The organism is Nostoc sp. ChiVER01 (assembly GCF_034531155.1).
In the GTDB taxonomy this organism is placed as follows: Bacteria; Cyanobacteriota; Cyanobacteriia; order Cyanobacteriales; family Nostocaceae; genus Nostoc.
This window is the reverse complement of sequence record NZ_JAVRBS010000046.1, coordinates 1-24,761: the sequence shown is the minus strand read 5'-3', so window position 1 is coordinate 24,761 and position 24,761 is coordinate 1. Positions and strand designations below refer to the sequence as shown.

Sequence of the window (24,761 nt, the reverse complement as noted above, 5' to 3'; positions counted from 1 at the left end):
AATTTTCCTCATGAAAATTTGGCATAGACAACTAGGGAAAAGCATCAGTAATATCACGTACCACCATTTACCTGCCTTGCGCTGGCGTAACTTTCGCCTGTTTTTCGGGGGACAGTTACTATCAATGTCTGGAACATTTATGACTCAGCAGTTAACTATTCCTTGGCTGGTATACGATTTGACTCAATCGCCTTGGTTGTTAGGAGTTGCAGGGTTTGTACAATTTTTACCTACGTTATTACTGATTCCCTTTTCGGGCATATTGTCCGATCGCTGGAGTCGTCGTGACTTGTTAATGGTGGTGCAGATATTGGGAATTAGCGTTTCCCTGGCTTTAACGATTCTCACCTTTACCAATTGGATTACCTTTCCTATCCTCTTGGTACTGAGTGCTTTCAATGGTTTGCTCAAGGGATTAGATATGCCCGTGCGCCATACAATCGTCACCGAAACCGTAGACGATCGCGCCGATTGGAGTAATGCGATCGCCTTGAATTCAGTAATGTTAAGTTCCTCTCTTGTCGTGGGGCCTGCTATGGGCGGGATTTTGATTGCTACACTAGGGGTAAAATATTGTTTTCTTTACGATACCCTCAGCTATATTCCTGCCATATTTACCTTGCTAGCGATGCGGCTGCCAGCCAGACAGATGCAACCCCTTACGGGCATTAGCGATACTTTGGAGAAATTGCGGGAGGGCTTTGAATATGTCTCGAAATTCCAGCCGATTAGAGTAATTTTATTAATGCTAGCGTTACATGGTTTCGTCGGGATGTCTCATGTTGCGCTCATGCCTGTTTTTGCAGCAAAGATTCTCAATGGGAACGCAACTACAATGGCTCATCTCAGCACTTCAGCACCGATTGGCTCGTTGTTTGCTTGTTTGTATCTAAGTGTCAGACGAGGGATTGTAGGCTTAGAGCGTTTAATTGTAGTCGCTCAAGTTTTGATTGGGATGAGTTTGATATTCTTTTCACTCTCGCGTCAAGTTTGGCTATCTATAATCATTCTGGTATTTGTAGGCTGCTTTTCTATCCTCAACATTACCAGTAGTAATATGATTATTCAAACCCTAGTTACCGAGGATAAGCGCGGACGGGTAATGAGTTTTTACGCCCTAGCAATGGTGGGTACAATGCCCTTTGGGAATTTGTTAGCGGGGACTTTGGCAGATAATTTTGGTGCGACTAATGCCTTGATTGTCTGTGGTAGTCTGATTATTTTAGGTGCGTTTTGGTTCTCTGCACAATTGCCAGCAGTAAGCCGTTGGATTGCTCGGTGAACAAGTCGCTTCTCTTTGTACAACAAAGCAGATATTTGGAAAACAAGCATCTTCTACTACACCTTAAAAGTGTAGTGGAAGACGATCAATTACATCAACTTGGCACAAGAAAGTTGCACTTATAGCTCAATACAGTTCAGTTAAGTATTTCTTCCTCCTCCTCCTTCGCGTTCTTCTCTGACGAGACGCTGCGCGAATGCGTCCTTTGCGGTTCGTGAAAAAATTGAATTTGACAAGAGTTAAGCCTTAACTAAACCGTATTGACTTATAGCTGATAGCTGATTTTTTCATCCCAAGGAGCAGGTTTGCTAATTTGCTTCCATATAGGACTATACAAGGCTTCATGTAGTTCGCGTGCTAGTACTACCAAACCTGCATAACCAGCGTAAGCATGGTGACGTTCATGGTTAATGTCTAAAAAAGGAATTCCCGTTTTGAGTGCTGTATATTTATTGCCAGCCCCAGTAATCAACACATCAGCTTTTGTTTGGTGTAATACCTTTAATAATGCCTGGGGAGTTGTGTCAGACAAAAGCATTGCATCTGCACCAAGATATTGTTTAATTTTAGCTTTCTCCTCTTCTGTTGTTTTGCCATCTGTAGCTGCAATAACTTCCATTCCCAAATCTTGGGCTGCTAAAATAAGCGACCAACTTTTCACACCACCAGTAGAAAGAATAATCCGTTTACCTTTTAAATCAGCAAGGTAAGGAGCTAAAGCAATATCTAGAGCAGCATTTTCTTGAGCAATTAACTTTTCTGTACGTTCTTGCAGTTCAGAGGCAATAAGATTATCTCCCAAGGATATACTTAATTTTGTCGCAACATTCCGCAAGCAATCGTTTAAGTTAGTCGCACCATAAAACGATTCTTCAATATAAGAAATTCCATAGCGTTTCGCCATAGTTTGCGCCATTTGTATAGCTACATTTGAGCAAAGCACTACATTTAATTTGGCGCGATGAGCATAGCAAACTTCTTGATAACGAGCATCACCTGTAATTTTAGAAAGAACGCGAATTCCCATTTTTTGGAATAATGGTAAGATATTCCACGTTTCACCTGCAACATTATAGTCACCAACAATATTAATATCGAACGGTGTGGTAAATTCCGGTTCGGCTGTACCGATGACAGCATTCAATAAAGCTTCATTACCGATGCGATTTCCTAAATTTTTACTACCAAGAAATCCAGGCGCATTTACATAGATAACTGGGATATTAACTTGTTGTGTAGCAAGTTGGCAAACACTATCAATATCATCACCAATTAAAGCAGACAGACAAGTAGCATAAACAAAAATAGCGGCAGGATGATAGCTTTGAGCAACATCCACAATCGCTTTGTACAGTTTCTTTTCTCCACCAAAAACGATATTACCCTCACTAAAGTCAGTAGTAAAAGCAGTTTGGTATAATTGTGAGCCTGATGATAGGCTGCCATGAGTTGCCCAAGGATTGTGAGTACAAGAAACAGCACCATGTACTAAATGAACAGCATCAGTAATAGCTCCGACAGAAACCGTCGCTCCATCAAAAGGGCAATTTCCTTGAGTTGAACCTGGTTGTGGTGGTTTTGTGCAAGTGAGTTTTTTCTGGTTAGATTTGCAAGCTGTTTCGCTAATGGGTTCGTTTATTGTTACTTGAGTGTTTTTCATGTTTTTCCTGTGCTAAAAATAAGTACAAAACAGCCAATAATGAAGAATTAGGAGTATTATTTTTTCTCTATCTCCTATTTTTCTTACTTACCAATTTTGCTGCTTAGTCTCCACTCGTCTTTATAGATGCTCTGGTAGACAAAGTTTATTGAGACTGATTTCTGAGAAATTATAAAAAACAGCAATTGATGCACTACGATTTCAGATAAAACAAGCAACTCCTCTGATGCATCCTGTATTTTTAGAAAGGCTTGTTATGGCAGCCCTCGCATAAGTTACATCTTCGCCTGTAGCCCCTCACTGCAACGAGATGTAACTCACTCAGACGATAAACACTATAATTCTTTGGCTAGTATTAGTTTATCTAAATATTAGTATAGCTAATAATATCTGAAATTAAGTATTGTTTTGAGATTTTTAGAATATAAATTATTAGATAATAAAATAGGATAATTTACACACATATTTCCTATGTAACTTATATTATTTGTTATTATCTAAGCAATAAATTTATTGTTTACTAATAGTAGTTCAAGTATTTTATTTAACTAAAATAACAATCTATCCAGGTAATTGTAGCCTTAACTATTTTAAAAGGCTCTAAAACTATCGATAAGTATAACTATATTAAAAATTTTCTTGAAATTTGAAAAGTATACACTATTTGAACTATGAGCTTTAGCCGTAGCCCTAGTTGGATTGACGGTGGCGATCGCTTTCCAGATCCGAGAGATTTTACCAACAGCCCCCTGTGTCAAACATTTTCTGATTTCCTATTCCATATTTCTCATTTATATGCAATTCTTAATATTATAGCTAATAACTCCGGCAAGTCGATTGATATATAGTATTTTGCATCCTGGCTTTTGCAAAGCAATGCTCATAGCTCTGCAATACTCTAGGCAAATCAATGTCAAAAGGCTATAGAAATATCACAGCCTTATTAAGCATCCCAACAAAAAGTAGAGCAAACCGTATGACGAAATATGTAAATCTTGGCAAAACTGGACTAAAAGTATCCCGTATTACACTAGGCACGATGACTTATGGTTCGCGTAAATTGCGCGAATGGGTATTAGAAGAAGAAGAAAGTCGTCCATTTATCAAACTGGCTTTGGAATTGGGGATTAATTTCTTTGATACCGCCGATGTCTATTCCTTGGGGAAGAGTGAAGAAATTGTCGGACGAGCGCTGAAAGACTTTGCCAAACGAGATCAAGTTGTGATTGCTACCAAAGTACATGGTAAAGTCGGCGATGGGCCTAACGATCGAGGACTATCTCGCAAACATATTTTTGACAGTATTGATGCTTCTTTGCGGCGGCTACAGACTGATTATGTAGACTTGTACCAAATTCACCGTTGGGACTATGAAACACCAATTGAAGAAACCCTAGAAGCACTGCATGATATTGTCAAAGCAGGTAAAGTCCGTTACTTAGGAATTTCTAGTGTTTACGCATGGCAGTTTGCTAAAGCCCTTTATACAGCAGACATTCACGGCTGGACTCGTTTTGTATCAATTCAAAATCACTACAACCTAGTCTATCGGGAAGAAGAACGAGAAGTGATACCCTTAGCCCTAGATCAAGGGATTGGTATTATTCCTTGGAGTCCCTTGGCGCGGGGCTTTTTAGCAGGGAATCGCAGCAAGTCAGACCATGGCCAAACACTGCGGGCAAAAACTGACGAATTTGCTCACAATCTCTACTATCAAGATTCAGATTTTAAAGTAGTCGATCGCGTAGTTGAATTAGCCGGAAAACGGGGTGTGAAACCCACACAAATTGCCCTAGCTTGGCTATTGCATCAACTAGGTGTGACATCTCCCATAATTGGCGCTAGTAAGATAGAACATCTTAAAGAGGCTGTGGAGGCGGTGGATTTAGAGCTTTCTGATGAAGAGCGTAAATTTTTAGAAGAACCTTATACACCCCATCCCATCTTAGGGCATCAACATCCCTCTGGAAATCGCCCATAGAGTAATCTTGCACCAGGCGACTGGAAGTCACGGCTACACAGGTAAAACCCGCCTACGCGGGTTAAAAACCTTGATTTTACCTTTTATGACTATGCTTGAATACGCGCCTCCTCCGATTTGGCTAAATGCTCACATTCAAGAACCGCGTATCAACGTTGGAGATTACACCTACTTAGATCAGCACATCAGTTTGCCCCCTCATATTCTCAAAAATGGATAAAGTCGAGCTTAGAGGTAATCAAGCAAAGTAGCTACGGAATTAAACTTTACCCTGATCTATTATGGGAAGTATCTTGAGTTTCCACCACTAATCTGGCTCACGAGCTAATTTTAAATTTTAAGTTATTACTAATATTATTTATACAGTAAAATTACATAAGATAATGAATAAGGCTATCATTATTGCAGCATTTCTACTGCTGATCTCTGGAATTCCGCTTACTTTGGCTCCCCACTCCAACCTTGGATGCTTTTGCTATCTCAGCAGCTTGTTCAAAGCTCAGTTGATTCGGGCATTCCACCCCACCAAGTCGCGTTTTAGCCAAGCCGCTTTTAAGCAGTTCTTCCTGAAAGCTAATCTCAGCCTCACCCTGTCCACGAGCCATGACTTCAGCAACAGTGCGCCCCTGCTCATCTTTTGCCACTGGAATAATCATCAGTTGGTTATCAGCAGCAGCGACTAGCTTGAGCAATTTCTGTTTTGATTCATTGCTCAATGCTTGTCCTGGCACTTCGGCTTGTTTCACTTGTGGGGCATCAATTCCACAAAGCTCAACTGACATTTTACTGCCATCGGTTTGGCCGACTGTGATGCTGTCCCCATTTATCACTTGTGTAGCTATCCATTCTTCAGTAAGGGCGATAGATGGCTGGTTAGTTCTTTGGAAAATCAAGATAGTGGTGATGATAGCTCCAGCGATCGCAGTTAAGATTATGGGAGTTCTCCAGAATGGCTTCATGTTGCGATATCTGTTGTTGTAGGAAACCACAATTTTAACTGCACTCCGTTCCAAATTCTGGGGAGTGCGCTCGCTACATCAAGGATTCCGTCGGTTTTCCACTGGTTCAGGTCGGCGGCTTCAAACCGTTGTAAAATAAGCTCTTTGGCTAATTGTGAGAGTGCTAGGTCGGCGTATGACTATTAAGTATGACTACATTGTTATTGGTGCGGGTTCGGCAGGCTGCGTTGTCGCCAACCGAATGTCACAAAACAGTGATACAACTGTGTTACTCCTTGAAGCAGGCGAGCCGGATACGAAACGGGAGATTCATATTCCGCCGGAATGTGTCAATCTACAAGGCTCCGAGGTGGACTGGGGCTATTTCTCTGAACCAGAGCCGTACTTGAATCATCGCAAAATGTTTTGTCCCCGTGGCAAAGTTTTGGGGGGCAGCAGTTCAATTAATCTCATGATTTATATCCGGGGCAATCCTCACGATTATGACCACTGGCAGGCACTAGGAAATCTGGGTTGGTCGTACCTTGATGTCTTGCCCTATTTTAAGAAGTCTGAGAACCAGCAACGCGGTAGTAATGCTTACCACGGGGTTGATGGTGAGTTGAGCGTCACCGATCTGATTTCCCCTGCTGTAGTATCGCAACGCTTTGTCGATGCCTGTATAGCAATGGGATACGACTACAATCCTGATTTCAACGGGATGCAGCAGTCAGGAACCGGACTTTATCAGGTGACAATCAAAGATGGTTTTCGGCACAGTGCTGCTGCTGCCTTCCTCTTGCCGATTCTCCAGCGTCCTAATTTGACTATAACGACAGGAGCGTTGGTGACTCGCTTGTTGTTTGAGGAAACTCGCGCTGTTGGAGTAGAATATCTGCACGAGGGAATGCTGCATCAGGTCAGGGTCAATCAGGAAGTAATTTTAAGTGCAGGCGCGTTTGAGTCACCCAAGTTATTGCTGCAAAGCGGCATTGGCGATGCAGAATACCTGCAAGGGCTAGGAATTTCTGTCGTGGCTGATTTGCCAGGGGTCGGTCAAAACCTGCAAGACCACCTGATCGTTCCAGTAACCCAACAGACGACTCAAGAGGTACACCCTGCCATCACTAGTAATGTGTCTGAAGCCGGACTGTTCTTTCATAGCGAGGGCAACCTGGAGGCTGCACCCGATGTCCAGTTCTTCTTCGGCCCCGATATATATTTACCGCCTGGCTATGTCCGTCCCAATTGGGGATTCACGGGTGTAGTCTCTTTGACTCGTTTCCAAAACATTGGCAGTGTCAGTTTGCGCTCATCTGACCCCCAAGATGCTCCAGTTCTGCGGATGAATTATTTGCAAAGTGAAGCTGATGTGCGTCTTCTCGTTGCCGGAATTCGATTAATGCGGCAATTGTTTGAGTTTCGTGGTTTTGATGAGTTTGGCGTTAAGGAAATTGCTCCGGGTGCTGGTGTGACTAGCGATGCAGCACTCGTTGCTTACATCCGGGAAACTTGCAGTACTGGACATCATCCGGCTGGCACTTGCAAAATGGGTACTGACCCAATGGCAGTGGTAGATCCCGAACTGCGAGTATATGGGGTTAAGGGATTGCGGGTCGCGGATGCATCGATCATGCCAACTCTGGTCAGGGGCAACACAAACGCGCCCATTATTATGATTGGCGAAAAAGCAGCCGATTTAATTAAAGCCGCAGGTGGCATTTTATAGCAAGCACTGCTTGACCATTTAATGAAATTCAAAATTCACTTAGGAATAATTTGAATAATTTTGAATTAATTCTGGGTACAGAGCAAACACTGATTCAAAGAATTAGTGGTCTACAAGACGCTCTCTACGAGACGCTACGCGAACGCGGACTCGCTAACGCTACGCTATCATTGGCGGGTTCAGAGCAAACACTAATAGTGCAGCATTAGCGACGTAGGAGCGTCTTGTAATAATGAAATTGTTTTGACATACTCACAGTTAAAGTAGCTATACTAGCTGTTTGAAGAACTAGCTTGATTAAGAAGGTCAATAGCATCTTGGTCGAGATTTATATTGACAGCTTTGATGATATCGTTGAGTTGCTCAACTTTTGTTGCACTAACAATAGGTGCGGTAATGGTAGGATTAGCAATGAGCCACGCCAGAGAAACTTGGGTGGGAGTAGAATTATAAGTAAGAGCCACCTGATCAATTGCCTCTAGAATTCGTAAACCACGAGGATTTAAATATCTTTTTACAGAACTACCACGCAGACTAATAGACAAATCTTTTTCTGAGCGATATTTACCAGAGAGAAAGCCACTGCACAGAGAAGAATAGCTAATTACACCAATTGAGTGTTCTTGGCAAATTTGTTGTAAATCTTGCTCATAACCATCTCGGTCATACAAGTTATAACGGGGCTGAAGGCTTTCGTAGCGAGGATATCCATGTTGACGGCTAATTTCTAATGCCTGTAACAGACGCTCTGCACTATAGTTTGAAGCACCAATCGCACGTACTTTTCCTTGACGAATCAATTCTGCGTAGGTTTCAAGAGTTTCTTCAAATGAAGTACTTTCATCGTCGATATGCGATTGATATAGATCGATATAATCGGTTTGTAACCTCTGCAACGAGTCTTCAACAGCTTGTTGAATGTGTTGGCGAGAAAGCCCTTTGCCTTTAACACCCATATCGTTGCCAACCTTCGTTGCAATCACCACTTGGTCACGATTGCCACGCTGCTTGAGCCATTTTCCTAAAATTGTCTCAGATTCTCCACCAATATTTCCTGCAACCCACTTGGAATAGACATCGGCTGTGTCAATAAAATTACCTCCAGCCGCTATAAAGTGATCTAAAATCTTAAATGAAGTATTTTCATCAATTGTCCAGCCAAAAACGTTTCCACCAAAAGATATTGGTGATATTTCTAGCCCTGAACGTCCAACTTTACGTCTTTCTATAATGGCCATAAGTTTTCTCTCAAAACAGTTTTAGAATTACTTGTGCCAACTATGGCTAATTCAAATGAAAAATACAGTATGCTATTAAAGCTACGATAAAGCTATCGGCAAACCGGGTTTTAAAATCCAAACGCAGATTATCATGGAAAATCATCCAAAATCAAGTCTTATTATCAGCAATAAGCTACGCTATTGACATAGACGAATGAGCATAAGCGCAGTGCTGGAAGCGATCACACCCAATAATTGTTAACAAGTTTTAGTTCTGGGGGAAAGTATGGGAGAAGCGATCGCCCTAATTCAAGCGAACGCGAGTTAACTAATTTTCGACTTTGTAACTTTCAGGCTTACCTAGCTGAATCATGCGGTTAAGGGCAGCACATTGTAAAAATAACTCCACAGCCTGAGTGTCAAAAAAGCGTCGTCTTAACTTACCACCAAAAATGGTTTTGAGCTGAAAGATAGCAGTTTCGGATAAAGAACGGCGATGATATCCGCTTTCTTGTTTCCATTGTTTACGTCCAACTTGATTGATCCGACGCAGATTCTCATCCTTGTGATAGGGACTTGCTTGAGTGTTTGCGTGAAGTTGAATTTTGGCGTTGCTACGAGGTGGAATTGCTGCTTTTGCCCCTCGCTCGGCAATAGTGTCATAATAGCCTTTTGTGTCATAGCCACCATCACCAGAAACTTGCTCTATGGGCTGCTCTATCTGCTCTAATATATCTGGTAGTACTTCACAATCCGCTAAATCATTAGTAGTGACTACCGCAGCCAAAATTTCTCCACTCCCCTCATCAACTCCTAAATGCAACTTCCGCCACGTCCTTCTTTTAGCTACTCCATGTGTGCGGACTTTCCATTCACCTTCACCATAAACTTTTACCCCAGTTGAATCCACCACAACATGAACAGCTTTATCCTTTGGTATAACTGGCAGTTCTACTGATAACTTGGTTAAACGACGAGATAAAGTAGAGTGATCTGGGACTGCTAGCTCAATCCCCATGAGCATGAATAGCGATTCTAAAAACCATAAGAGCTTGCCGCCCAGGTAAATAAAATACCGATTGAATTGTCCCCATTGTAGCGATTGCCGTATCTGAGTAATAATTCGATGCTCCTTTTTTCCCCGTTTTCTGCTGGTTGCGCCACTGCTCGATGACTTCTTCGTTCACCCAGAAAGTTATACTGCCTCGTTGCTTTAGTGCTGCATCATAAGCGTTTCAATTTTTAACTTTATACTGGGCTTTGGTCTTCATCGTTGGGCTAGGCGGCAAGCGAACATAGGCGATAGGTACAATTTACCATTTTGCCTATTCACGCAACAACTCCACTTTTATACCCTTAGTTTAATCTAGCTCAAACATTCTTCCCGGACTTGGTTGCCAATAACGATGTTTAGCCCACCTGATTGTGATGCTCCCAAACGGAGTCGCCTTCTTGCGATCGCTGGATCAACCAAAAACTGACCACATAAGGATTGTGACAGCCATCGCATGAGTTAAATCAACATATTTTGTCATCAGTATTAAAATTCAAGGGTCATCATTTCTTTAACAAACTAGGTATGAGTTCAACACTTCTGACAATTACGATTAATGTACAGGCTGACGATGATAATGGACAGTATGTTTGTGAACTGTTGTCATCTGTTGACCAACCAAGAGATGAAATTCGTTGCTGCGGGCAAACCAGAGAACACGCTATAGCTATTGCATTAGAACAGTTAGCCAGCGAATATCGTCAGATTGCCGAAGAAGGCCAAAATAAGGATTGGCTTGCAATGGAGGGTTCTGAGTCTGGAGAAGCAATACAAAAGCATTATCATGTGATTTTGCATTATGAACGTATTGGGAGAGCAGAGTCTAAGTTTGAAGCCATGCAGGACACGCTAATGGGAAATACAGTAGTTGAAAATGCCAAAGTTACTTTGATTGAGATTGATGTAAATTTACCAGTCCAGCCATTAACTTGATGACATTGAGGCGATAGCTCAAACGGTGATTAACCAATAACTCGAAGTCTATGTTGGCGTAGCAGAAAACGCACTCCAATTAAGGCGATGCTAAATATCGCCGCGTTATTCCTCGGTTCTGGAACTGTTTTGAACGTTTGAAACGAACCTGAGATTAGAGGTAGACCTCTTACAAGAGCAGTTGGATCTGGGTTGAGTGTAAGATTCTCCGACAATAACAGTGTGCCAATCGCACCGTCGAATGTACCCTCTCCACCAGTAATACTTATAGTATCAGAAACCGTGCCCACAAAATTTTGAAAGTCAACACAAGGATTTGAGTTTTTGTCAAAATTTTGAAAAGATTAAGATTGAAAATTAAATCATCAAGAATTTTATGGTAACCGAACAAGAGCTTCAAGAGATTTTTAACGAATTAGATTCAGACGGTGATGGCAAGGTCCACATTGATGAACTTATTTCAAATAAGAATCAGGCTTTGTACTTATCAACGTTAGCTGAGACCGGAAATTTCAACAATCTGCTAACACAGTATGATTCGGATTCAGACGGTAGCCTTTCCTTTGAAGAATTAAAAACAGCAGTTTCAGCAGCAGGTAATTTAGAAGATTAATCCCCAGTAATCGCCAAGTTACCCACACTATCCAATAACTCAGACGTTAGCCCCGGCATTTTCTGATCGCGGAAATCCGGGGGCTTTTGCTTATCGTTCAATTAGCGGGGTCTACAGGCGATTGCCCTGCCTTGAGAGGGGAGCAATGCTAACAGTGAGATGGGGAAGCAGGGGAGGCAGGGGAGGCAGGGGGAGTGAAAGAAATAAGTGTATTCAGTTCTATCTAAGTAGCAAAAATTACCAAAATATTCTTTTTTTCCCCATGCTCCCCCTGCTACCCTTGTTCCCGAAGCTCATTTCACGATGATCTCACTTTTTCGCGTTGCTCCCGGATAATCCAGAACTCAGGGGTAAGGGTGGTTATTGGGCGATTGTTACTCAAGTGAATGACTTTAGTTGTACTGTGAAAACTTGGAATGGCGAATGTACTGTTGGTGTGCAGCATTTGAAATCATTCAATTACCTGCCTGATGAATGTCAACAGGTACACGAGATATGCGATGCCTACGGCGGGCTACGCCTACGCATTGGTCGGGTGTATTCGAGTGAGCTGGAAGAGTCGGTGCAGAAGTTTTTGGAGATGCTGGGAAAGCTGAACCGGGGTTATCTTACTGCTGTGGAAGAAAAACTACTGAGTGTTTTGGAGCTTGAATATTTGGGTAAAACTCCTCATCATCAGGCAAATACAACCTACTGCTATCAGTCGGTCTGGCATAAAGATACATTTCAGTGATGGCCACCGAACTATGCCCCAGCGTTTTCTGTAACAAGTGTATGGGCGCTCCCCTATCTAAACTGTGACTAGCGTGACTATGCCTGAGCCAGTGGGGTGAAACATTCCCCTCAATGCCTGCACGAGTAGCAGCATTCTTATGTTGAATGCCATCCATTAAACCCTACTGCGGGGACAGTTGAAATTATTTCACTGGGTGGTAAAGTCAGTAGATCGAAAAGTTTTCCAGAAGCCTGAAGAGCCGTTCATTTGAGTTTAGGAACATAGTCTGCCGGAATCCTGTTGGAGTCTGCTTTTCAAGGAACGGGCATTGTTGGTGGGTTAAGAGTGCAGTGCAAGCGATCGCGATCGTCAACCCCAAAACGTCGGCTGAAACCCTGATTATTTCGTCAACTTATAAAAGTTTTCGATCTACTGACAATGGAAAAGAGAGAAAATATAATGTCTAGAACACCGAATAAACCTGTCGAATGTAGGTTTCAAGCAGCTGTTGTTGGCTGTAGATAGTGTGAGTCATAATAAATCAGTTCCTAACGGGACGGAAAGCGCTTCGATTACCAGTCTGGGGCGCTTTCTTTATACTTAATAGTGTAATCCATTAATTAACAGGTTGTTAACTGTTTAGTTGACAATTAACATATACTTTTAGAATTGGAATTATGACTATGACTGTGAAAGTAAGACGGATTATTAAGCTAGAAGTTGATGTTCCTGGATTGGGCGATCGCATTAAACAGGCCAGGGAAGCTAGAGGGCGACCAGTAACACAGATGGCCAAAGAAGTTGGAATATCTCGTAACTAATGGTATCAGTTAGAGGCGGAGGCTGTTTTAGGTGGTGTAGCAGAAGAAACTCTTCGGAAAATTGAAGAGATGCTGGGTGTAGATTTAGGGGTACAGTTTGATGATTGATCTTCATACTATTAATCCTCTTGCTCTCCCTTGTGTCTTAAATAACCATGCCATCGGTAACTTCTCTATCCGCTAAGGTCATGCCTTAGACCTTTTAGTGAGTTCATTACGAGAGCAATGGAAGCCAAGAGCATGGCGCGATAAATACCTGGAACTGCCAAATCTAGAATCACCTGGACAAAGGTGGTGGAATGAAGCTCGATAGCAATTTCCATTGTTCCGAAGTCAAGTCACTTGGGTATGATTTAGACATGGCTCTAGTCACGCTGTCGCATTTTTATCTACTGACAGATTATCGTTACTAGAGCTTTTTTTGACTTTCCAAACATCCTTTAAGCTGAGAACGCCTATGGCGTAGTAATTACCGCTACTGGGCAATGAGCTTTACTTAAGATTGCATCTACTCTGTGACCGAAGAAAACGCGACCCGTAACCATTCGGATACTACTCCCTAGAATAATTAAGTCAACTTCCTTGGTTTGGGCAAACTTGAGGATTTCCCTTTCTGGGCTAGTTCCTTGAAGAATATAGGTTTTGACATCAGCACCTAGATTGCGGCCAATTTCAGCCTGTTGTTCGAGCAGATCGTGGGCAATTTCTTTGACTGGAGTTAGCGATCGCTGTTCGTAAAGAATATATTCAAGCTGTGGCACATTTATCACGTTCACGATCATAACTAATGCGCCTGTTTGAGCAGCGATCGTACTTGCCATCTCTACAGCATTTTTGCTATAGTCTGTCCCTACTGTTGGTACCAGAATCTTTGTCAGCTGTTGTTGATCAATTTTGCATATCTCGCCTTTGAGTTGGGGTAGATGCGACTTCACTACCATCGTTGCACAAGGTGCTTCTTGTACTACCCGATCTACAAGCAAATTGAACAATGTTTTCTGGGGGCGGAGCTGTTCAGAAGCTCCCAGTACAATCAAGTCATAGTTTTTCTTCGCTTCATTTAGAATTACCCCCGCTTTATTACGCCCAGACTCCGTTTTTGTTTGCAGGGTGGTATCAGCAGGTAGCTGCATTTCTTCAACAACAGAGGTCAAAGCTTGCTCTGCGGCAGTATCTTTTACCTCGGTTGCCGTTCGACGGACTTTTTTTTGGGGCTGCTTATCACTCAGGGCATACAGAGATGTAACTTCTATCGAGTTTTGGTGAGCCATGTAACCGACTAGTTGCGCCGCGAGTTGGATGTTGGGGCCACCGCTAGTAGGTATTAAGACACGGTGAATCTGCTTGATAAAGCTGCGGCTATCCTGTTCTTCTTGTTCCAAACGTCTAGCTTCCTCATCACTCATAACCACCTTCGACAAACACCAGCGCAAAAGGGGTGGAGCCATTAGGGAAGTGACGATCGCCACCATAACAATAATCGAGTACATCTGGGGATTCAGCACTCCCAAAGATAAACCAATCGTGGCAACGACAATTTCCATCGCCCCGCGAGCATTCATCCCCGAACCCATCGCCAAACCTTCCCAATGGCTCAAGCCGCCTGCGCGAGAACCAAGGTAAGCACCTGTAAATTTGCCAACGCAGGCGACAGCGAGAACAATCAAGCCGAATATCAATGTTTTAGGGACTAACAGAGTTTCCAAGTTAACTTTCAAGCCAGCTGAAGCAAAGAAAATTGGCGCTAGAAAGCTTGCTGTGAAAATTTCTAGCATGTGTCCAGCTTCATTGCTAAAGCGGCGAGATTGGCCTGCCAGAATCCCTAGCACGAAAGCACCTAATGCTGCTTCTAGCCCTAATGCATGGGTAAGTGCTGCTGCTGAGAGCGAAAGAATCAGCACAACCGACATACTCGCGGCAATTCCACCAACATAATCATCAACCCAACGCAAAATCTGGTCTACGATGGTACGCCCAATTGTAAAGGCGATCGCTAAAAACAATATAGCCGCACTCACGGAATGGAAAATTGTCCCCAGGTCAAATTTGCCGCTACTAGCTAAACCTGAAACCACAGAAAGTAAAATCCAGCCGATAGTGTCGTCAGTCATGCCGGCAGCTAAGGTGACTTGACCAATGTCACGGCGAATCAAGTTTAAATCCATCAGCACCTTAGCAATTACTGGTACTGCCGAAATACTCATTGCTGTGGCGATGAACAGACTAAATACTAGACGCTTTTCTGGGTCGGCTAAAAAACTATCTGGCAATAGCCAGCCTAATCCGAATCCGGTGATAAACGGGACAATAATTCCGCCCAGTGAAATCAAAAGAGCCGTTTTCCCCTTACGAAGAATCAGCTTGAGATCCGTTTCCAATCCAGTCACAATCAGCAAAAATAACACGCCTAACCAAGAAATCACCGAAAGTAAATTAGACTGTTCTTGACTTTTGGGAAAGATATGTGTCTGTAAGTCTGGAAGGAGCAAACCAAATAAAGAAGGGCCAAGCACCACACCCGCTAGTAATTCTCCAACAACAGGCGGTAGGTTAATCCGGCGCATTAACTCACCTAATCCCCGCGCTACGAGAAGCAATAATGACAGTTGCACCAGCACCAACAGTAGCTCATGATGACCAAGAGGTTTAATTAAACCGTCACCTGCTACTTTCTGTGCAGCAAGTACAGGCATTAACATTAGGGGCAGGTTTTGCATATAAATGTCCAAAGGTTGGATTACAAATATTTAAAGGGGCTGTTCAAGTAAATCCTGAAAATGTTTACTTCCACATCGGTCTAAAAGATTAAACTGTCATTGTCATTAGTAACGGTAAGATTGTGATGCGCGATCGCCCTCATCTAATCTGTCAGTTCAGGAGCAAAGCTCATTAACTTATTTTCGAGCGCGAACAAAAAACTTTGTAGTATCTTCCCAAATACCCTGCTCGGTTGCTAGTTTCTCAATTTCTGCTTTGTACTCAACTTGCAACTGATTTAATTGCTCTTGTGATAATTTTGACAACAGTGGATTACCTTTAAAATTTATATTAATTACTGTTTCAGATAATTTGTTATCCCTAAGAAGGCGATAACGTCCTGATGGCTCAATCTTAATTTCGATATCTCTAAAACCTGCCTGATTGAGCAAATTTTGACATTTTTCTGGAGTTCCCAGTGGTTCAAGGATGTGTGGTAGCGATTCACCCAAAACTCTAGCGTAGATCCTCTGCTGAAGAGATGCCATAAAAGCTGTTTCGGGAGGACAGGTAAATGCCACAAATCCTCCAGGTTTCAAGAAGCGATACCATTTTTTTAAAATAGCAACTATATCAGGAAAAAGTACAATTGCTTCACAGCAAAAGACAACATCAAAACTACTATCACTAAAGTTAAAATATTCTGCATCTGCCTCAAGTAACTCGATATTTTGTAATTTTGCTGCTGCAATTTTAATTCTTGCTTGATGCAACATTCCAGGGGTCATGTCAATCCCAATCACATAGCCCTCTGAACCAACTTTTTCAGCTGCGGGTATTGCAACTAAACCTGTTCCAGTCGCTACATCAAGGATTTTCTGTCCCGAATGTAGTGGAACAAATTCAAGTAAAATCTTGGCATCTAGAGGATGGCGAGTACCTTTCTCATGGTCATAAGTCGTTCTACTACCATAGAATTCTTTTAGTTGCTGCTTATAACTATCTAGATCAGTCATAACCAAATGTTGAATTTTCTCCACTTTATAGTAACTTTTATTGTGATATTGAGTTGCTTGCTGCTGAATCCAACCCTGACAGCACAAGCCGCAACTTCATCCAGCACTGTTTACGAACAACGGATAATCCATAGTCCAGATGGTATCGGCAAATATTATATGGGGCGCGAAATTGCCAAAGTTATGGGATATACAGGTGCAGGCTGGCTAGAACGTCCAAGCCGAGAGAGAGAGGAACAGCCAAGTAAAATCGTCAGCCTCCTCAACCTAAAACCTAACGATGTAGTCGCAGATATTGGCGCTGGTACAGGTTACTTAAGCTTTCGCATTGCGCCGCTATTAACAGCAGGTAAGGTATTAGCTGTAGATGTTCAGCCAGAAATGTTGGAAATCATTGAGTTGTTCAAAAAAGAGAAAAATATCACCAATGTTGAGTCTGTTTTAGCAACTCTTAGTAACCCAAACTTACCATCTGAAAGCATAAATTTGGCGTTGATGGTGGATGCATACCATGAACTTGAATATCCCCAAGAAGTGATGCAAGGAATTGTGAAAGCACTTAAACCAGGTGGTCGGGTAGTGCTGGTTGAGTACCGGGGTGAAAATCCCTTTATTATGATTAAAGCTCTGCACAAAATGACTCAAAAGCAAGTTCGTAAAGAAATGCAAGCTGTTGGTTTGGTTTGGCGTGAAACTAAAAACTTGTTACCTCAACAGCATTTAATGGTATTTGAGAAACCTGATTATAGCGCTTCTAGTTTACTCTGATCTCTCTGTAAACCTCTCTTTTAAAAGGCTATCCATTACCCGGATTTTTCTTAACAATCAAACAAAATACTTCAAATAAGGCCAAAGAAGCTATAACAATCCTAAATGAGTTGTGAAAATCGAGAAACTAAGATCCCCGACTTCTTAAAGAAGTCGGGGATCTTATTGTTCACAACTGATTTAGTGCGCCGATATCGTGTAATGTTCTCTGACGGAGTAGTATCTCAAGATTTAATGACTCTCGCGTTGCAGTTTGATAGCTGAATCATTAGCCTTTACTTACACGTAGGAGCTGAAGCCGAGTTCACCTTTGTTAAATCGCCAGTGAATACTGCTGTGTATTGATAAGGTGATGAACCAGTGCAAGTCATAGAATTTGTATTAGCGCCACGAGGAGTCCACCATGACTTTGCCTGCACAGTCAAATTTGTGCCATTCCATGATAGATTTTGCACAACTAAAGAGTTAGTTTGTCCATTATCCGCCTTTTTGGCAGTTAAAAATGTGGCATAGTTAACCTGACCATTGGCTGGATTAATTCGGGCTATAACCGCGACTTTTGGCCCACCTCCGCTACCATAGCTAGACAACCAACGCCCAGTTGCAAAGCGGCGAAAATCACTACCAGTCTGACTACCAGTGGAGGAGTAAACACCATATAAAACATTCGCTCCATCCCAATACAATCCATAACCTGTACCATCGTCATTCGTTGTTTCGTAGTCAGTTCTACACCATGTTTTAATACCATTATTAAAACGGATTGTTACAGGGTTTTTATTATTAGATGAAACCTGCTGATAACCAATATAAAAGGCTGTATTTCCTTGAACTACTCTTGGGCCATTTTTAGCTTTGATTGTCGCTTCACTATCATTGCAACTGAATGTTACACCATTACCGATAGATGAATTTACAGTCTGGGCAAAAGCTGGAGGAGCTTTTTGTGTGATTACTAAATCAGCTACTAATACTAAAGATAAAGAGAAAGTAGCCAAATACTTCTGCAATTTGTGAGAATAATTCATGGTAAAAATTTGCCGAATAATTGTCAGGGAAAACACCGTATTACTATAAAGTCTAATTAGCAATTAGACAAGCAAAATTATTGAAAATGCTGCAATGCGCGATTTTCAATATCACCAAAAATGAGCCTATGCTACAAAATGCATAATTAAATATGCATGATATTGCCTGATATTAACTACACCTAAAGCTTCTTTATCAAAGAGCATAAGTGGATAGAAGAAATTGCGTAGGTATAAGCAAGCTACGCGCAGCATCTCGTAGAGAAGCCTACCAGAGGTGTCGCAGCAGTCCACAACAAATGGTTTTAATGAACAAGTGGGGTTTACTTTTTGCTTTTGAAAAAGTCAATCATAAATAAAGCGATTTTATCAGCATCAAGCATAGTGCAGAACTGCTCAATTGATTGAGCCATATTTCGCAAATAGCAATTATCACCAAACTATACTTAAATCAATTGTTTTTAGTCCAGCCAACTCAATTCAGCTTTTTCTAAAACACTGATTTATACCAATTCGCAATGGGCAACTCTTGGAGACGCTAAAAGCGAACGCCCCGCTACGCTAACGCCCCGCTTTGCTGTTTTCATGCCCGCAGGGCTGTACGCAATTAAAAAACTTAGAGATACTTGCCTTTCAGGGTTTACATCTGTTTCATAATTTTAGTGAATTGGTATTACGTTTTGGATAGGACACAGATATATTCGTTAGAGAGGGTTCTAAAGCTAGTTTGGCTTAGTAAAGCTGTTTACTGGTTCAGTAAAATTAGTGAATATTTTTTTATTTTTTAAAAAACTAATATATAAAACTGAGTAATTTCTCTTAATTCAGATATAGCACCTGTTTTTTTGAACAATTGCTTTAACGTTAGTTATTAATGTTGCCATGTTGCTCGTAATGGCTTAGTAAAGCTTTAACAAACTAGGTTTTTAAGATTTGTGTGTACACCATAGCCTAAAAGGAGAGAAGCTTAGAATCTTACTTCCCAACGTTAATAAGCTCTATTGAACTCAACCCAGAAGCTTCATAAATGCTGCTTCACCACATCTAAACGTGAACAATTCCAATAATCGACATGGGAGACAATCAAACCATCAGAGTTGAGACTTAATTCACTCCAACCAGGAATAGAGATTCGTGGTTTCCAAGGAAGAGGAGTATTCCAACTTAGTGTCCACTCAGTTTTTATTGTGTCTCCTAAACGTTGAATATTATGTAAGTCCATTTTGGGATCTAAAAACCAAGTTTGGATAAAATTAACCATTTTCTTATAACGTTTAACGCCACGAAATTTATTTAGTGGATCTTGAAAATAAACGTCTGGAGCGTAAATGCTGTAAGTTTGATTTACTGGGAATCTTTGATAGTCTTCTTTGAGGATTTCAATGATATCCATGATAAATATATATCTATAAAATTGGTTATATGGAAATGTGGTGTGGATATAAATTCTTATTAAAAATTTAAATTAAACCTCATTCCATAAACGTTCTAACTGACGCCGCCAAGCGACTAAAACTTCTTCTTGCGCCTCTGAACTTTGATTTATTTCACCCATCAATCCTTCTGCATAAAAGCGTTCCAAAGTTTGCATAGTAGCTTGCAGAGATTGTCCTTGCTGTTTTGCTGCCTGAATAATTTGCCGGATACGGCTTTCTATTAATCTATTAAAGACATTATCTAATCCAGCCTCATGAAGAGATACAAGTCGATTGATTGCATTGGATAAATCTGCACCCACTAGAGTGCTACTGTTATGTTGAAATACTCCATAAATCACTCCTTCAAACAAAGCGTAACGTACTTCTTGAGTGTCATCAAAATTGGCTTCTAGGAACTGTTCTAAAAATGGTTGGGCTTCTTGGATAGGTACAATAGGTAGTAAAACTCGCAACCAAGTATTATCTTCAGAAAGCAGCACCAACAGCCGGAAAACTGAAGTGTCTACTTGCCAAGATCCAGGAGCGATCTCTACGACGGGCTGCGCCAACGTACCAACGGACGATGTACCAAATAATTCTGTTAGCGTACCAGCAATTTCTTCGGGTGTCATAACGCTTTATTTATATATAGCCTCTAGATTAGCGCAGAGGTGCATCAGCTTATTCACTAAAACCCTGTGTTGTTTGGTTACTGGAAAATTTTTCAGTCTAAAGACGTAGTGAGGGCGTACACTTAGCTGCACGCCCCCACAAATAAATGTATTCTACTAAGTTGAAATATGTGATTTAGATTATTGAATTGCTCAAAAACACAATGCCGATCGCACACAAAGCGAAGCCAGCAATAGTAATTTTCCAGGGTAAAATTTGGTTTACTCCCATACCCATTGCACTACCAATTTTTCTGGCACTCATGGCAACTGCAAACAGAGTTAAGGTCATGCCTAGCATATAGGCAGTTAATGGCATGATTCCTGCGCCAATAATAGATTCGGCATCAGCGTAACCCTGAAATAAACCAGCACTGATGCCTACCAGAGCAAGTACTATAAAGTTTGGTTGATTTGGCATCATCAGCATAGTACCAAAAAGGATGGTAGAAATGGCGATCGCTATTTCTGTACCCGGCAAATTTAGCTGAAATGTATGAATTACAATCCCCAAGATTGATGCTAAGACAAAACATCCAGCGATCGCAGCACCACGAACAAATACAGATGATAGTAAGCCAATAGCAATAATACCAACTAAACAATTCAAGCCAATTACTGGATCTGCCAATCCCCAGATAAAGCCTTCCCAGCAGTTAGAGATGGTATGGTTAACTGGTGTTCCACTCAATGAACTCAGTAAGCTAATTAAAATTAGAACTGCGATCGCGCCAATATGGCGATGCATTAACCTCAAGGTGGAAAATTCGCCCCAAGCATGGGATTGTGATAATTTAGTTTTGAACATCAGCATCTGCCAAATTAGTTGTTTCGGTAATTTATACTACCCACATACCAAAAAAAACTAACCTGGTAATCATGCCAGATTACACTAGCTTCATCAAGTATTCCTGACGATGCACTCAACCAAATTTTGAATTATTTCAGCATCTGTTTCACTTAAACTTTCCAATTCAAGTCTGTTCCCCTCTTCTGGGGTACTAAATTGACTACTGTATATACGGCGACTTAATCCTACTGGGCTATTCTGTAAAAATATTGTATAAAATACGCAAGCTGCTACGTAGGAACCAATAGGACTAGGGTGGCTTTGATCTGGACTATAAAGGTTTAATTTCGGATTAGCTTCCTGAACTTTTTCCCAAGCTATTCCAACAGGTGCAACTTTGGCTTTCAGTTCTTTTGCAATTGTCATGTATGAATCGGTCAATATCTGTTGCGTTTCTGGTTGATTTTGCTTTGCCCAAGTCAAGTAGAATACTGTTTGAGAATTCACTCGCTTGATTTGGGCATCAAACAAACTGGCGTACTTGTACATCTCCTTGGGATTAGTAATGGGTAAGGTACTTTGCTCTTGAAGTACTACGTAGTCCCAGCGTTTCGCTCTCAATACCCTGAGTGCTTTACCACGTTTCCAGTGATTTTTGAGGGTAGCTCCAGCAACCACAACCATTTCAGTTTCGAGGATTGTAGTTTCTTTTGCCGACTCAGCCAACTGTTGTGTCAACCAAGGAAGGTCATTGACATAGGTATAGCTGTTGCCAATAAATAAAACTCTGCTTGTCTGCTGTTCAGTTTCTTGGAAGGTATTTGCCTCAGTTGGCTTCTCTATGAGCCGAAACAAAGCAATCATCAAAAAGAGAAATAAACATATATATACGATCTTTGTAATTATCATCATCCTCAAGACTTTTGCAGCATAATACCAATTCTGTATGAGGATGCACATAATAAGACTTCCCTGTAGTCCCCCCTTGATAAGGGGGGACGGCGTAGCCGGGGGGTAAATATATGCAGCTTCACAAAGAAACGCTATAACTTAATATTGAACAAGCTTTTTTAGAAAACAGCTCTAATTTTTATCAATTTGTATAGGTTGAATGGAACACAAGCTTTACCTAAGCTAAAGCTTATCTTAACTGAACTCTGTTAAGAAGAAGACTAATCTAGAAAATACCTTCATAGGAAGAGAGAATGAAATTTCTTAAATTGGTACTACTTAGTATTGCTCTCATCTTCTTTGTATGGATTAGCCCACTGCAAGCTAGTCCAATAGCTCAATTGCCAACTCCTGTACCTTCAGTTTCAGAACGTGAAACAACATCTCTGAAAAATTCCCAGGATATATTGACTGTTGCAAGTTTTAACGTCGAGAATTTAGACCCGAAAGATCGACGTTTTGATAATATTGCCAAAATTATTCTCAATAATTTGAATGCACCAGATGTCATCAGTTTAATTGAAGTTCAGGATAACAACGGGCCAATCAATGATGACGTTGTGAGTGCAAACCAGACTTACCAAAAACTGATTGCTGCACTCGAAAACATCGGTAGTCCAGCATACGATTTTGTTGATATTCCGCCCCGTGACGATGAAGATGGTGGAGAACCTGGAGGTAATATCCGTGTCGGTTTATTATTTCGACCTAGCCGGATAACTCTAGCAAAACTGCCTAGAAGAGGCGGTTCATTAGATGCTGTGGCTGTTATTCAAGGGTCAAATGGTCTTGACCTTTCGCTTAACCCAGGTCGCATTGACCCTACAAATAGTGCTTTCGAGCAAAGCCGTAAGCCACTTGCGGCAGAGTTTATATTTAACGAGCAAAAACTGTTTATTATTGCGAATCACTTTGTTTCTAAAAGAGGGGGTTCTCCCACCGACGCTCAACGAATGAAACAAGCCGAAATCGTTAATGAATTCGTAGCGCAACTATTACAAGTTGACCCGCAAGCCAAAGTAATTGTACTGGGTGATTTAAACGATGTACCAGATTCTTTACCTCTGAAGACCTTGAAGGGTAACATTCTGGAAAATCTGACTGATCGTTTACCTCTTAGCGATCGCTTTAGTTTCAAATTCAGTGGAAATCTTGAACTTATTGACCATTTGTTAGTCAGTGAAAATCTTTCTCGTGTTGCTCAACCGGAAATTGACATTGTACATGTCAATGTTGGCTTTAGTAGACCTGTCAGCGACCACGATCCGGTGATTGCAGCGTTTACATTACCTACTAACCAGTCCACCTCTAACACCATCCCTCCTGTTAACCAACCTCCCGTAAGTGACACCATCCCTCCTGTTGGTCAACCCACTCCCGCGAGTGATTCGGCAATTATATTGCCTCAATTAGCAAAATTCGCTCTAGTTGACGAACTAGCTAAGGAGTATACGCCTAGCAAAATTTTGAATTATGATCGCGCAAGAGACGAAATGTTTGGCATTATTGATAACCGAGCAGGGATTGTGACAGATATTTATGCCAATTACCCAATTCGTTTAACTGGCAATGGCGATCCTAGTCAGGAAGCTGACAAATTAGGGCTAAATACGGAACATGTTTGGCCACAGAGTAAAGGTGCTGACAAAGGTAATTCCCGAAGTGACCTTCATCATCTATTTCCTGCACGAGAAAATATCAATAGTGAGCGAGGCAATAAACCCTTCGACGATATAGCCGACACAATGACTAAGAAATGGTATCGAAATGATACTGTTCAATCTACAATTCCTAGTAGTGCAATTGACGAGTTTAGCGAATCAGGATCTGCCAAATTTGAGCCAAGAGAGAAAGTAAAAGGGGATATAGCTAGGGCAGTGTTCTACTTTTATACCATCTATCGGAATCAGGCTGAGAGCGTAGACCGAAATTATTTTCAGAATCAGCGTCAGACTTTGTGTAAATGGAATCAGCAAGACCTACCTGATATTACTGAAATAGAACGCAGTCATGCGATCGCAAAATTTCAAGGTAATGACAATCCATTCGTATTAGATGCCACATTAGCAGAACGGACATACTGTAATTCCTAAAACGGTAATGTTTGAGATTGGTTGTTTTACGTCTTGATAAATAGACCAAATTACCATCAAATAGATTTTATCCTCTGTTTAGTTTTTTCTAGCACGGGAGAGATTTTTTTTTGGCATAGCATTAATGCATACTTTTTACTAAACTTTATCTTTCTAGAGTGTCTCAATGGAACAGTATCGTGGTTCAGTAAAATTTGCAAAAAAAGGTGTTTCTTGTAAGAAGATTGGAATACTAGCTCAGTAATTACACGACAATAAACTTGTGTTCTGAACGAATGAACTTGTGTTCTGAACGAATGAACTTGTGTTCTGAACGAATGGACTTGTGTTCTGAACGAATGAACTTGTGTTCTGAACGAATGAACTTGTGTTCTGAACGAATG

General features: G+C 41.3%; 24 protein-coding genes and 2 pseudogenes. 12 read left to right on the top strand and 14 right to left on the bottom strand.

Annotation, left to right across the window (positions count from 1 at the left end; translation table 11 throughout):
- Positions 1–10: 10 nt before the first annotated feature.
- Complete coding sequence (locus RMY00_RS34300) at positions 11–1,282, top strand: MFS transporter (protein WP_322651822.1); 1,272 nt, start codon at positions 11–13, stop codon at positions 1,280–1,282.
- A 265-nt stretch (positions 1,283–1,547) separates the two neighbouring features.
- Here RMY00_RS34300 and nifE read toward each other — a convergent pair whose 3' ends face one another.
- On the bottom strand, positions 1,548–2,942 hold the full coding sequence (gene nifE, locus RMY00_RS34295; RefSeq protein ID WP_322651821.1) for a nitrogenase iron-molybdenum cofactor biosynthesis protein NifE: 1,395 nt from the start codon (positions 2,940–2,942) through the stop codon (positions 1,548–1,550).
- Between the two features lie 671 nt (positions 2,943–3,613).
- Between nifE and RMY00_RS34290 the strand changes: the two genes are divergently transcribed.
- The 3 genes from RMY00_RS34290 (at position 3,614) to RMY00_RS34280 (ending at position 5,143) form a co-directional block, all read left to right on the top strand.
- Positions 3,614–3,790 carry a hypothetical protein gene (locus RMY00_RS34290; RefSeq protein WP_322651820.1) on the top strand — a complete coding sequence of 59 codons (177 nt, stop codon included), beginning with the start codon at positions 3,614–3,616 and terminating at the stop codon, positions 3,788–3,790.
- A gap of 128 nt (positions 3,791–3,918) precedes the next feature.
- Positions 3,919–4,923, top strand: coding sequence for an aldo/keto reductase (locus RMY00_RS34285; RefSeq protein ID WP_322651819.1), 1,005 nt, complete (start codon positions 3,919–3,921; stop codon positions 4,921–4,923).
- A 7-nt stretch (positions 4,924–4,930) separates the two neighbouring features.
- The gene (locus tag RMY00_RS34280) at positions 4,931–5,143 is read left to right on the top strand and encodes a hypothetical protein (protein ID WP_322651818.1); all 213 of its coding nucleotides are present in this window, start codon (positions 4,931–4,933) and stop codon (positions 5,141–5,143) included.
- A 193-nt stretch (positions 5,144–5,336) separates the two neighbouring features.
- Here the strand turns inward: RMY00_RS34280 and RMY00_RS34275 are convergent, their stop codons facing one another.
- Positions 5,337–5,882 (bottom strand): thermonuclease family protein, encoded by a 546-nt coding sequence (locus RMY00_RS34275; protein ID WP_322651817.1) that lies wholly within the window; start codon positions 5,880–5,882, stop codon positions 5,337–5,339.
- 175 nt (positions 5,883–6,057) lie between these two features.
- Here RMY00_RS34275 and RMY00_RS34270 point away from each other — a divergent pair, with 175 nt between their 5' ends.
- Positions 6,058–7,590 (top strand): GMC family oxidoreductase, encoded by a 1,533-nt coding sequence (locus tag RMY00_RS34270; RefSeq protein WP_322651816.1) that lies wholly within the window; start codon positions 6,058–6,060, stop codon positions 7,588–7,590.
- Positions 7,591–7,640: 50 nt separating this feature from the next.
- Complete coding sequence (locus RMY00_RS34265) at positions 7,641–7,799, top strand: hypothetical protein (RefSeq protein ID WP_322651815.1); 159 nt, start codon at positions 7,641–7,643, stop codon at positions 7,797–7,799.
- 63 nt (positions 7,800–7,862) lie between these two features.
- Here the strand turns inward: RMY00_RS34265 and RMY00_RS34260 are convergent, their stop codons facing one another.
- The 3 genes and pseudogenes from RMY00_RS34260 to RMY00_RS34250 all read right to left on the bottom strand — a co-directional run bounded on the left by RMY00_RS34260 (position 7,863) and on the right by RMY00_RS34250 (position 10,320).
- Entirely contained in the window at positions 7,863–8,828 is a 966-nt protein-coding gene (locus tag RMY00_RS34260) for an aldo/keto reductase (RefSeq protein WP_322651814.1), read from the bottom strand.
- Between the two features lie 310 nt (positions 8,829–9,138).
- A pseudogene (locus RMY00_RS34255) lies at positions 9,139–10,009 on the bottom strand (IS5 family transposase).
- A gap of 167 nt (positions 10,010–10,176) precedes the next feature.
- The gene (locus tag RMY00_RS34250) at positions 10,177–10,320 is read right to left on the bottom strand and encodes a hypothetical protein (RefSeq protein WP_322651813.1); all 144 of its coding nucleotides are present in this window, start codon (positions 10,318–10,320) and stop codon (positions 10,177–10,179) included.
- 69 nt (positions 10,321–10,389) lie between these two features.
- Here RMY00_RS34250 and RMY00_RS34245 point away from each other — a divergent pair, with 69 nt between their 5' ends.
- Positions 10,390–10,797: a hypothetical protein gene (locus RMY00_RS34245; protein ID WP_322651812.1), complete on the top strand. Its 408-nt coding sequence runs from the start codon at positions 10,390–10,392 to the stop codon at positions 10,795–10,797.
- Positions 10,798–10,826: 29 nt separating this feature from the next.
- Here RMY00_RS34245 and RMY00_RS34240 read toward each other — a convergent pair whose 3' ends face one another.
- On the bottom strand, positions 10,827–11,087 hold the full coding sequence (locus RMY00_RS34240; protein ID WP_322651811.1) for a hypothetical protein: 261 nt from the start codon (positions 11,085–11,087) through the stop codon (positions 10,827–10,829).
- Positions 11,088–11,173: 86 nt separating this feature from the next.
- Here RMY00_RS34240 and RMY00_RS34235 point away from each other — a divergent pair, with 86 nt between their 5' ends.
- Positions 11,174–11,410 carry an EF-hand domain-containing protein gene (locus tag RMY00_RS34235; protein ID WP_322651810.1) on the top strand — a complete coding sequence of 79 codons (237 nt, stop codon included), beginning with the start codon at positions 11,174–11,176 and terminating at the stop codon, positions 11,408–11,410.
- 322 nt (positions 11,411–11,732) lie between these two features.
- Positions 11,733–12,143, top strand: coding sequence for a hypothetical protein (locus RMY00_RS34230; RefSeq protein WP_322651830.1), 411 nt, complete (start codon positions 11,733–11,735; stop codon positions 12,141–12,143).
- A 40-nt stretch (positions 12,144–12,183) separates the two neighbouring features.
- On the opposite strand, the pseudogene RMY00_RS34225 reads toward RMY00_RS34230, so the two are convergent.
- A pseudogene (locus RMY00_RS34225) lies at positions 12,184–12,300 on the bottom strand (hypothetical protein); the annotation flags it as partial.
- Between the two features lie 508 nt (positions 12,301–12,808).
- Here RMY00_RS34225 and RMY00_RS34220 point away from each other — a divergent pair.
- Positions 12,809–12,946, top strand: coding sequence for a hypothetical protein (locus RMY00_RS34220; RefSeq protein WP_322651809.1), 138 nt, complete (start codon positions 12,809–12,811; stop codon positions 12,944–12,946).
- A 455-nt stretch (positions 12,947–13,401) separates the two neighbouring features.
- Here the strand turns inward: RMY00_RS34220 and RMY00_RS34215 are convergent, their stop codons facing one another.
- Both RMY00_RS34215 and RMY00_RS34210 read right to left on the bottom strand, forming a co-directional pair.
- Positions 13,402–15,663, bottom strand: coding sequence for a cation:proton antiporter (locus RMY00_RS34215; protein ID WP_322651808.1), 2,262 nt, complete (start codon positions 15,661–15,663; stop codon positions 13,402–13,404).
- A 177-nt stretch (positions 15,664–15,840) separates the two neighbouring features.
- Complete coding sequence (locus RMY00_RS34210) at positions 15,841–16,659, bottom strand: class I SAM-dependent methyltransferase (RefSeq protein WP_322651807.1); 819 nt, start codon at positions 16,657–16,659, stop codon at positions 15,841–15,843.
- 6 nt (positions 16,660–16,665) lie between these two features.
- Here RMY00_RS34210 and RMY00_RS34205 point away from each other — a divergent pair, with 6 nt between their 5' ends.
- Positions 16,666–17,427 (top strand): class I SAM-dependent methyltransferase, encoded by a 762-nt coding sequence (locus RMY00_RS34205; protein ID WP_322651806.1) that lies wholly within the window; start codon positions 16,666–16,668, stop codon positions 17,425–17,427.
- Between the two features lie 275 nt (positions 17,428–17,702).
- Here the strand turns inward: RMY00_RS34205 and RMY00_RS34200 are convergent, their stop codons facing one another.
- From RMY00_RS34200 to RMY00_RS34180, 5 genes are all read right to left on the bottom strand, one after another.
- Positions 17,703–18,455: a hypothetical protein gene (locus RMY00_RS34200; protein WP_322651805.1), complete on the bottom strand. Its 753-nt coding sequence runs from the start codon at positions 18,453–18,455 to the stop codon at positions 17,703–17,705.
- 1,021 nt (positions 18,456–19,476) lie between these two features.
- Complete coding sequence (locus RMY00_RS34195) at positions 19,477–19,848, bottom strand: DUF2358 domain-containing protein (protein WP_322651804.1); 372 nt, start codon at positions 19,846–19,848, stop codon at positions 19,477–19,479.
- A gap of 72 nt (positions 19,849–19,920) precedes the next feature.
- The gene (locus RMY00_RS34190; protein ID WP_322651803.1) at positions 19,921–20,505 is read right to left on the bottom strand and encodes a leucine zipper domain-containing protein; all 585 of its coding nucleotides are present in this window, start codon (positions 20,503–20,505) and stop codon (positions 19,921–19,923) included.
- A 175-nt stretch (positions 20,506–20,680) separates the two neighbouring features.
- Positions 20,681–21,352: a HupE/UreJ family protein gene (locus RMY00_RS34185; protein WP_322651802.1), complete on the bottom strand. Its 672-nt coding sequence runs from the start codon at positions 21,350–21,352 to the stop codon at positions 20,681–20,683.
- Between the two features lie 93 nt (positions 21,353–21,445).
- The gene (locus RMY00_RS34180; RefSeq protein ID WP_322651801.1) at positions 21,446–22,198 is read right to left on the bottom strand and encodes a hypothetical protein; all 753 of its coding nucleotides are present in this window, start codon (positions 22,196–22,198) and stop codon (positions 21,446–21,448) included.
- A gap of 341 nt (positions 22,199–22,539) precedes the next feature.
- Between RMY00_RS34180 and RMY00_RS34175 the strand changes: the two genes are divergently transcribed.
- Positions 22,540–24,378, top strand: coding sequence for an endonuclease (locus tag RMY00_RS34175; protein ID WP_322651800.1), 1,839 nt, complete (start codon positions 22,540–22,542; stop codon positions 24,376–24,378).
- Positions 24,379–24,761: the final 383 nt, after the last annotated feature.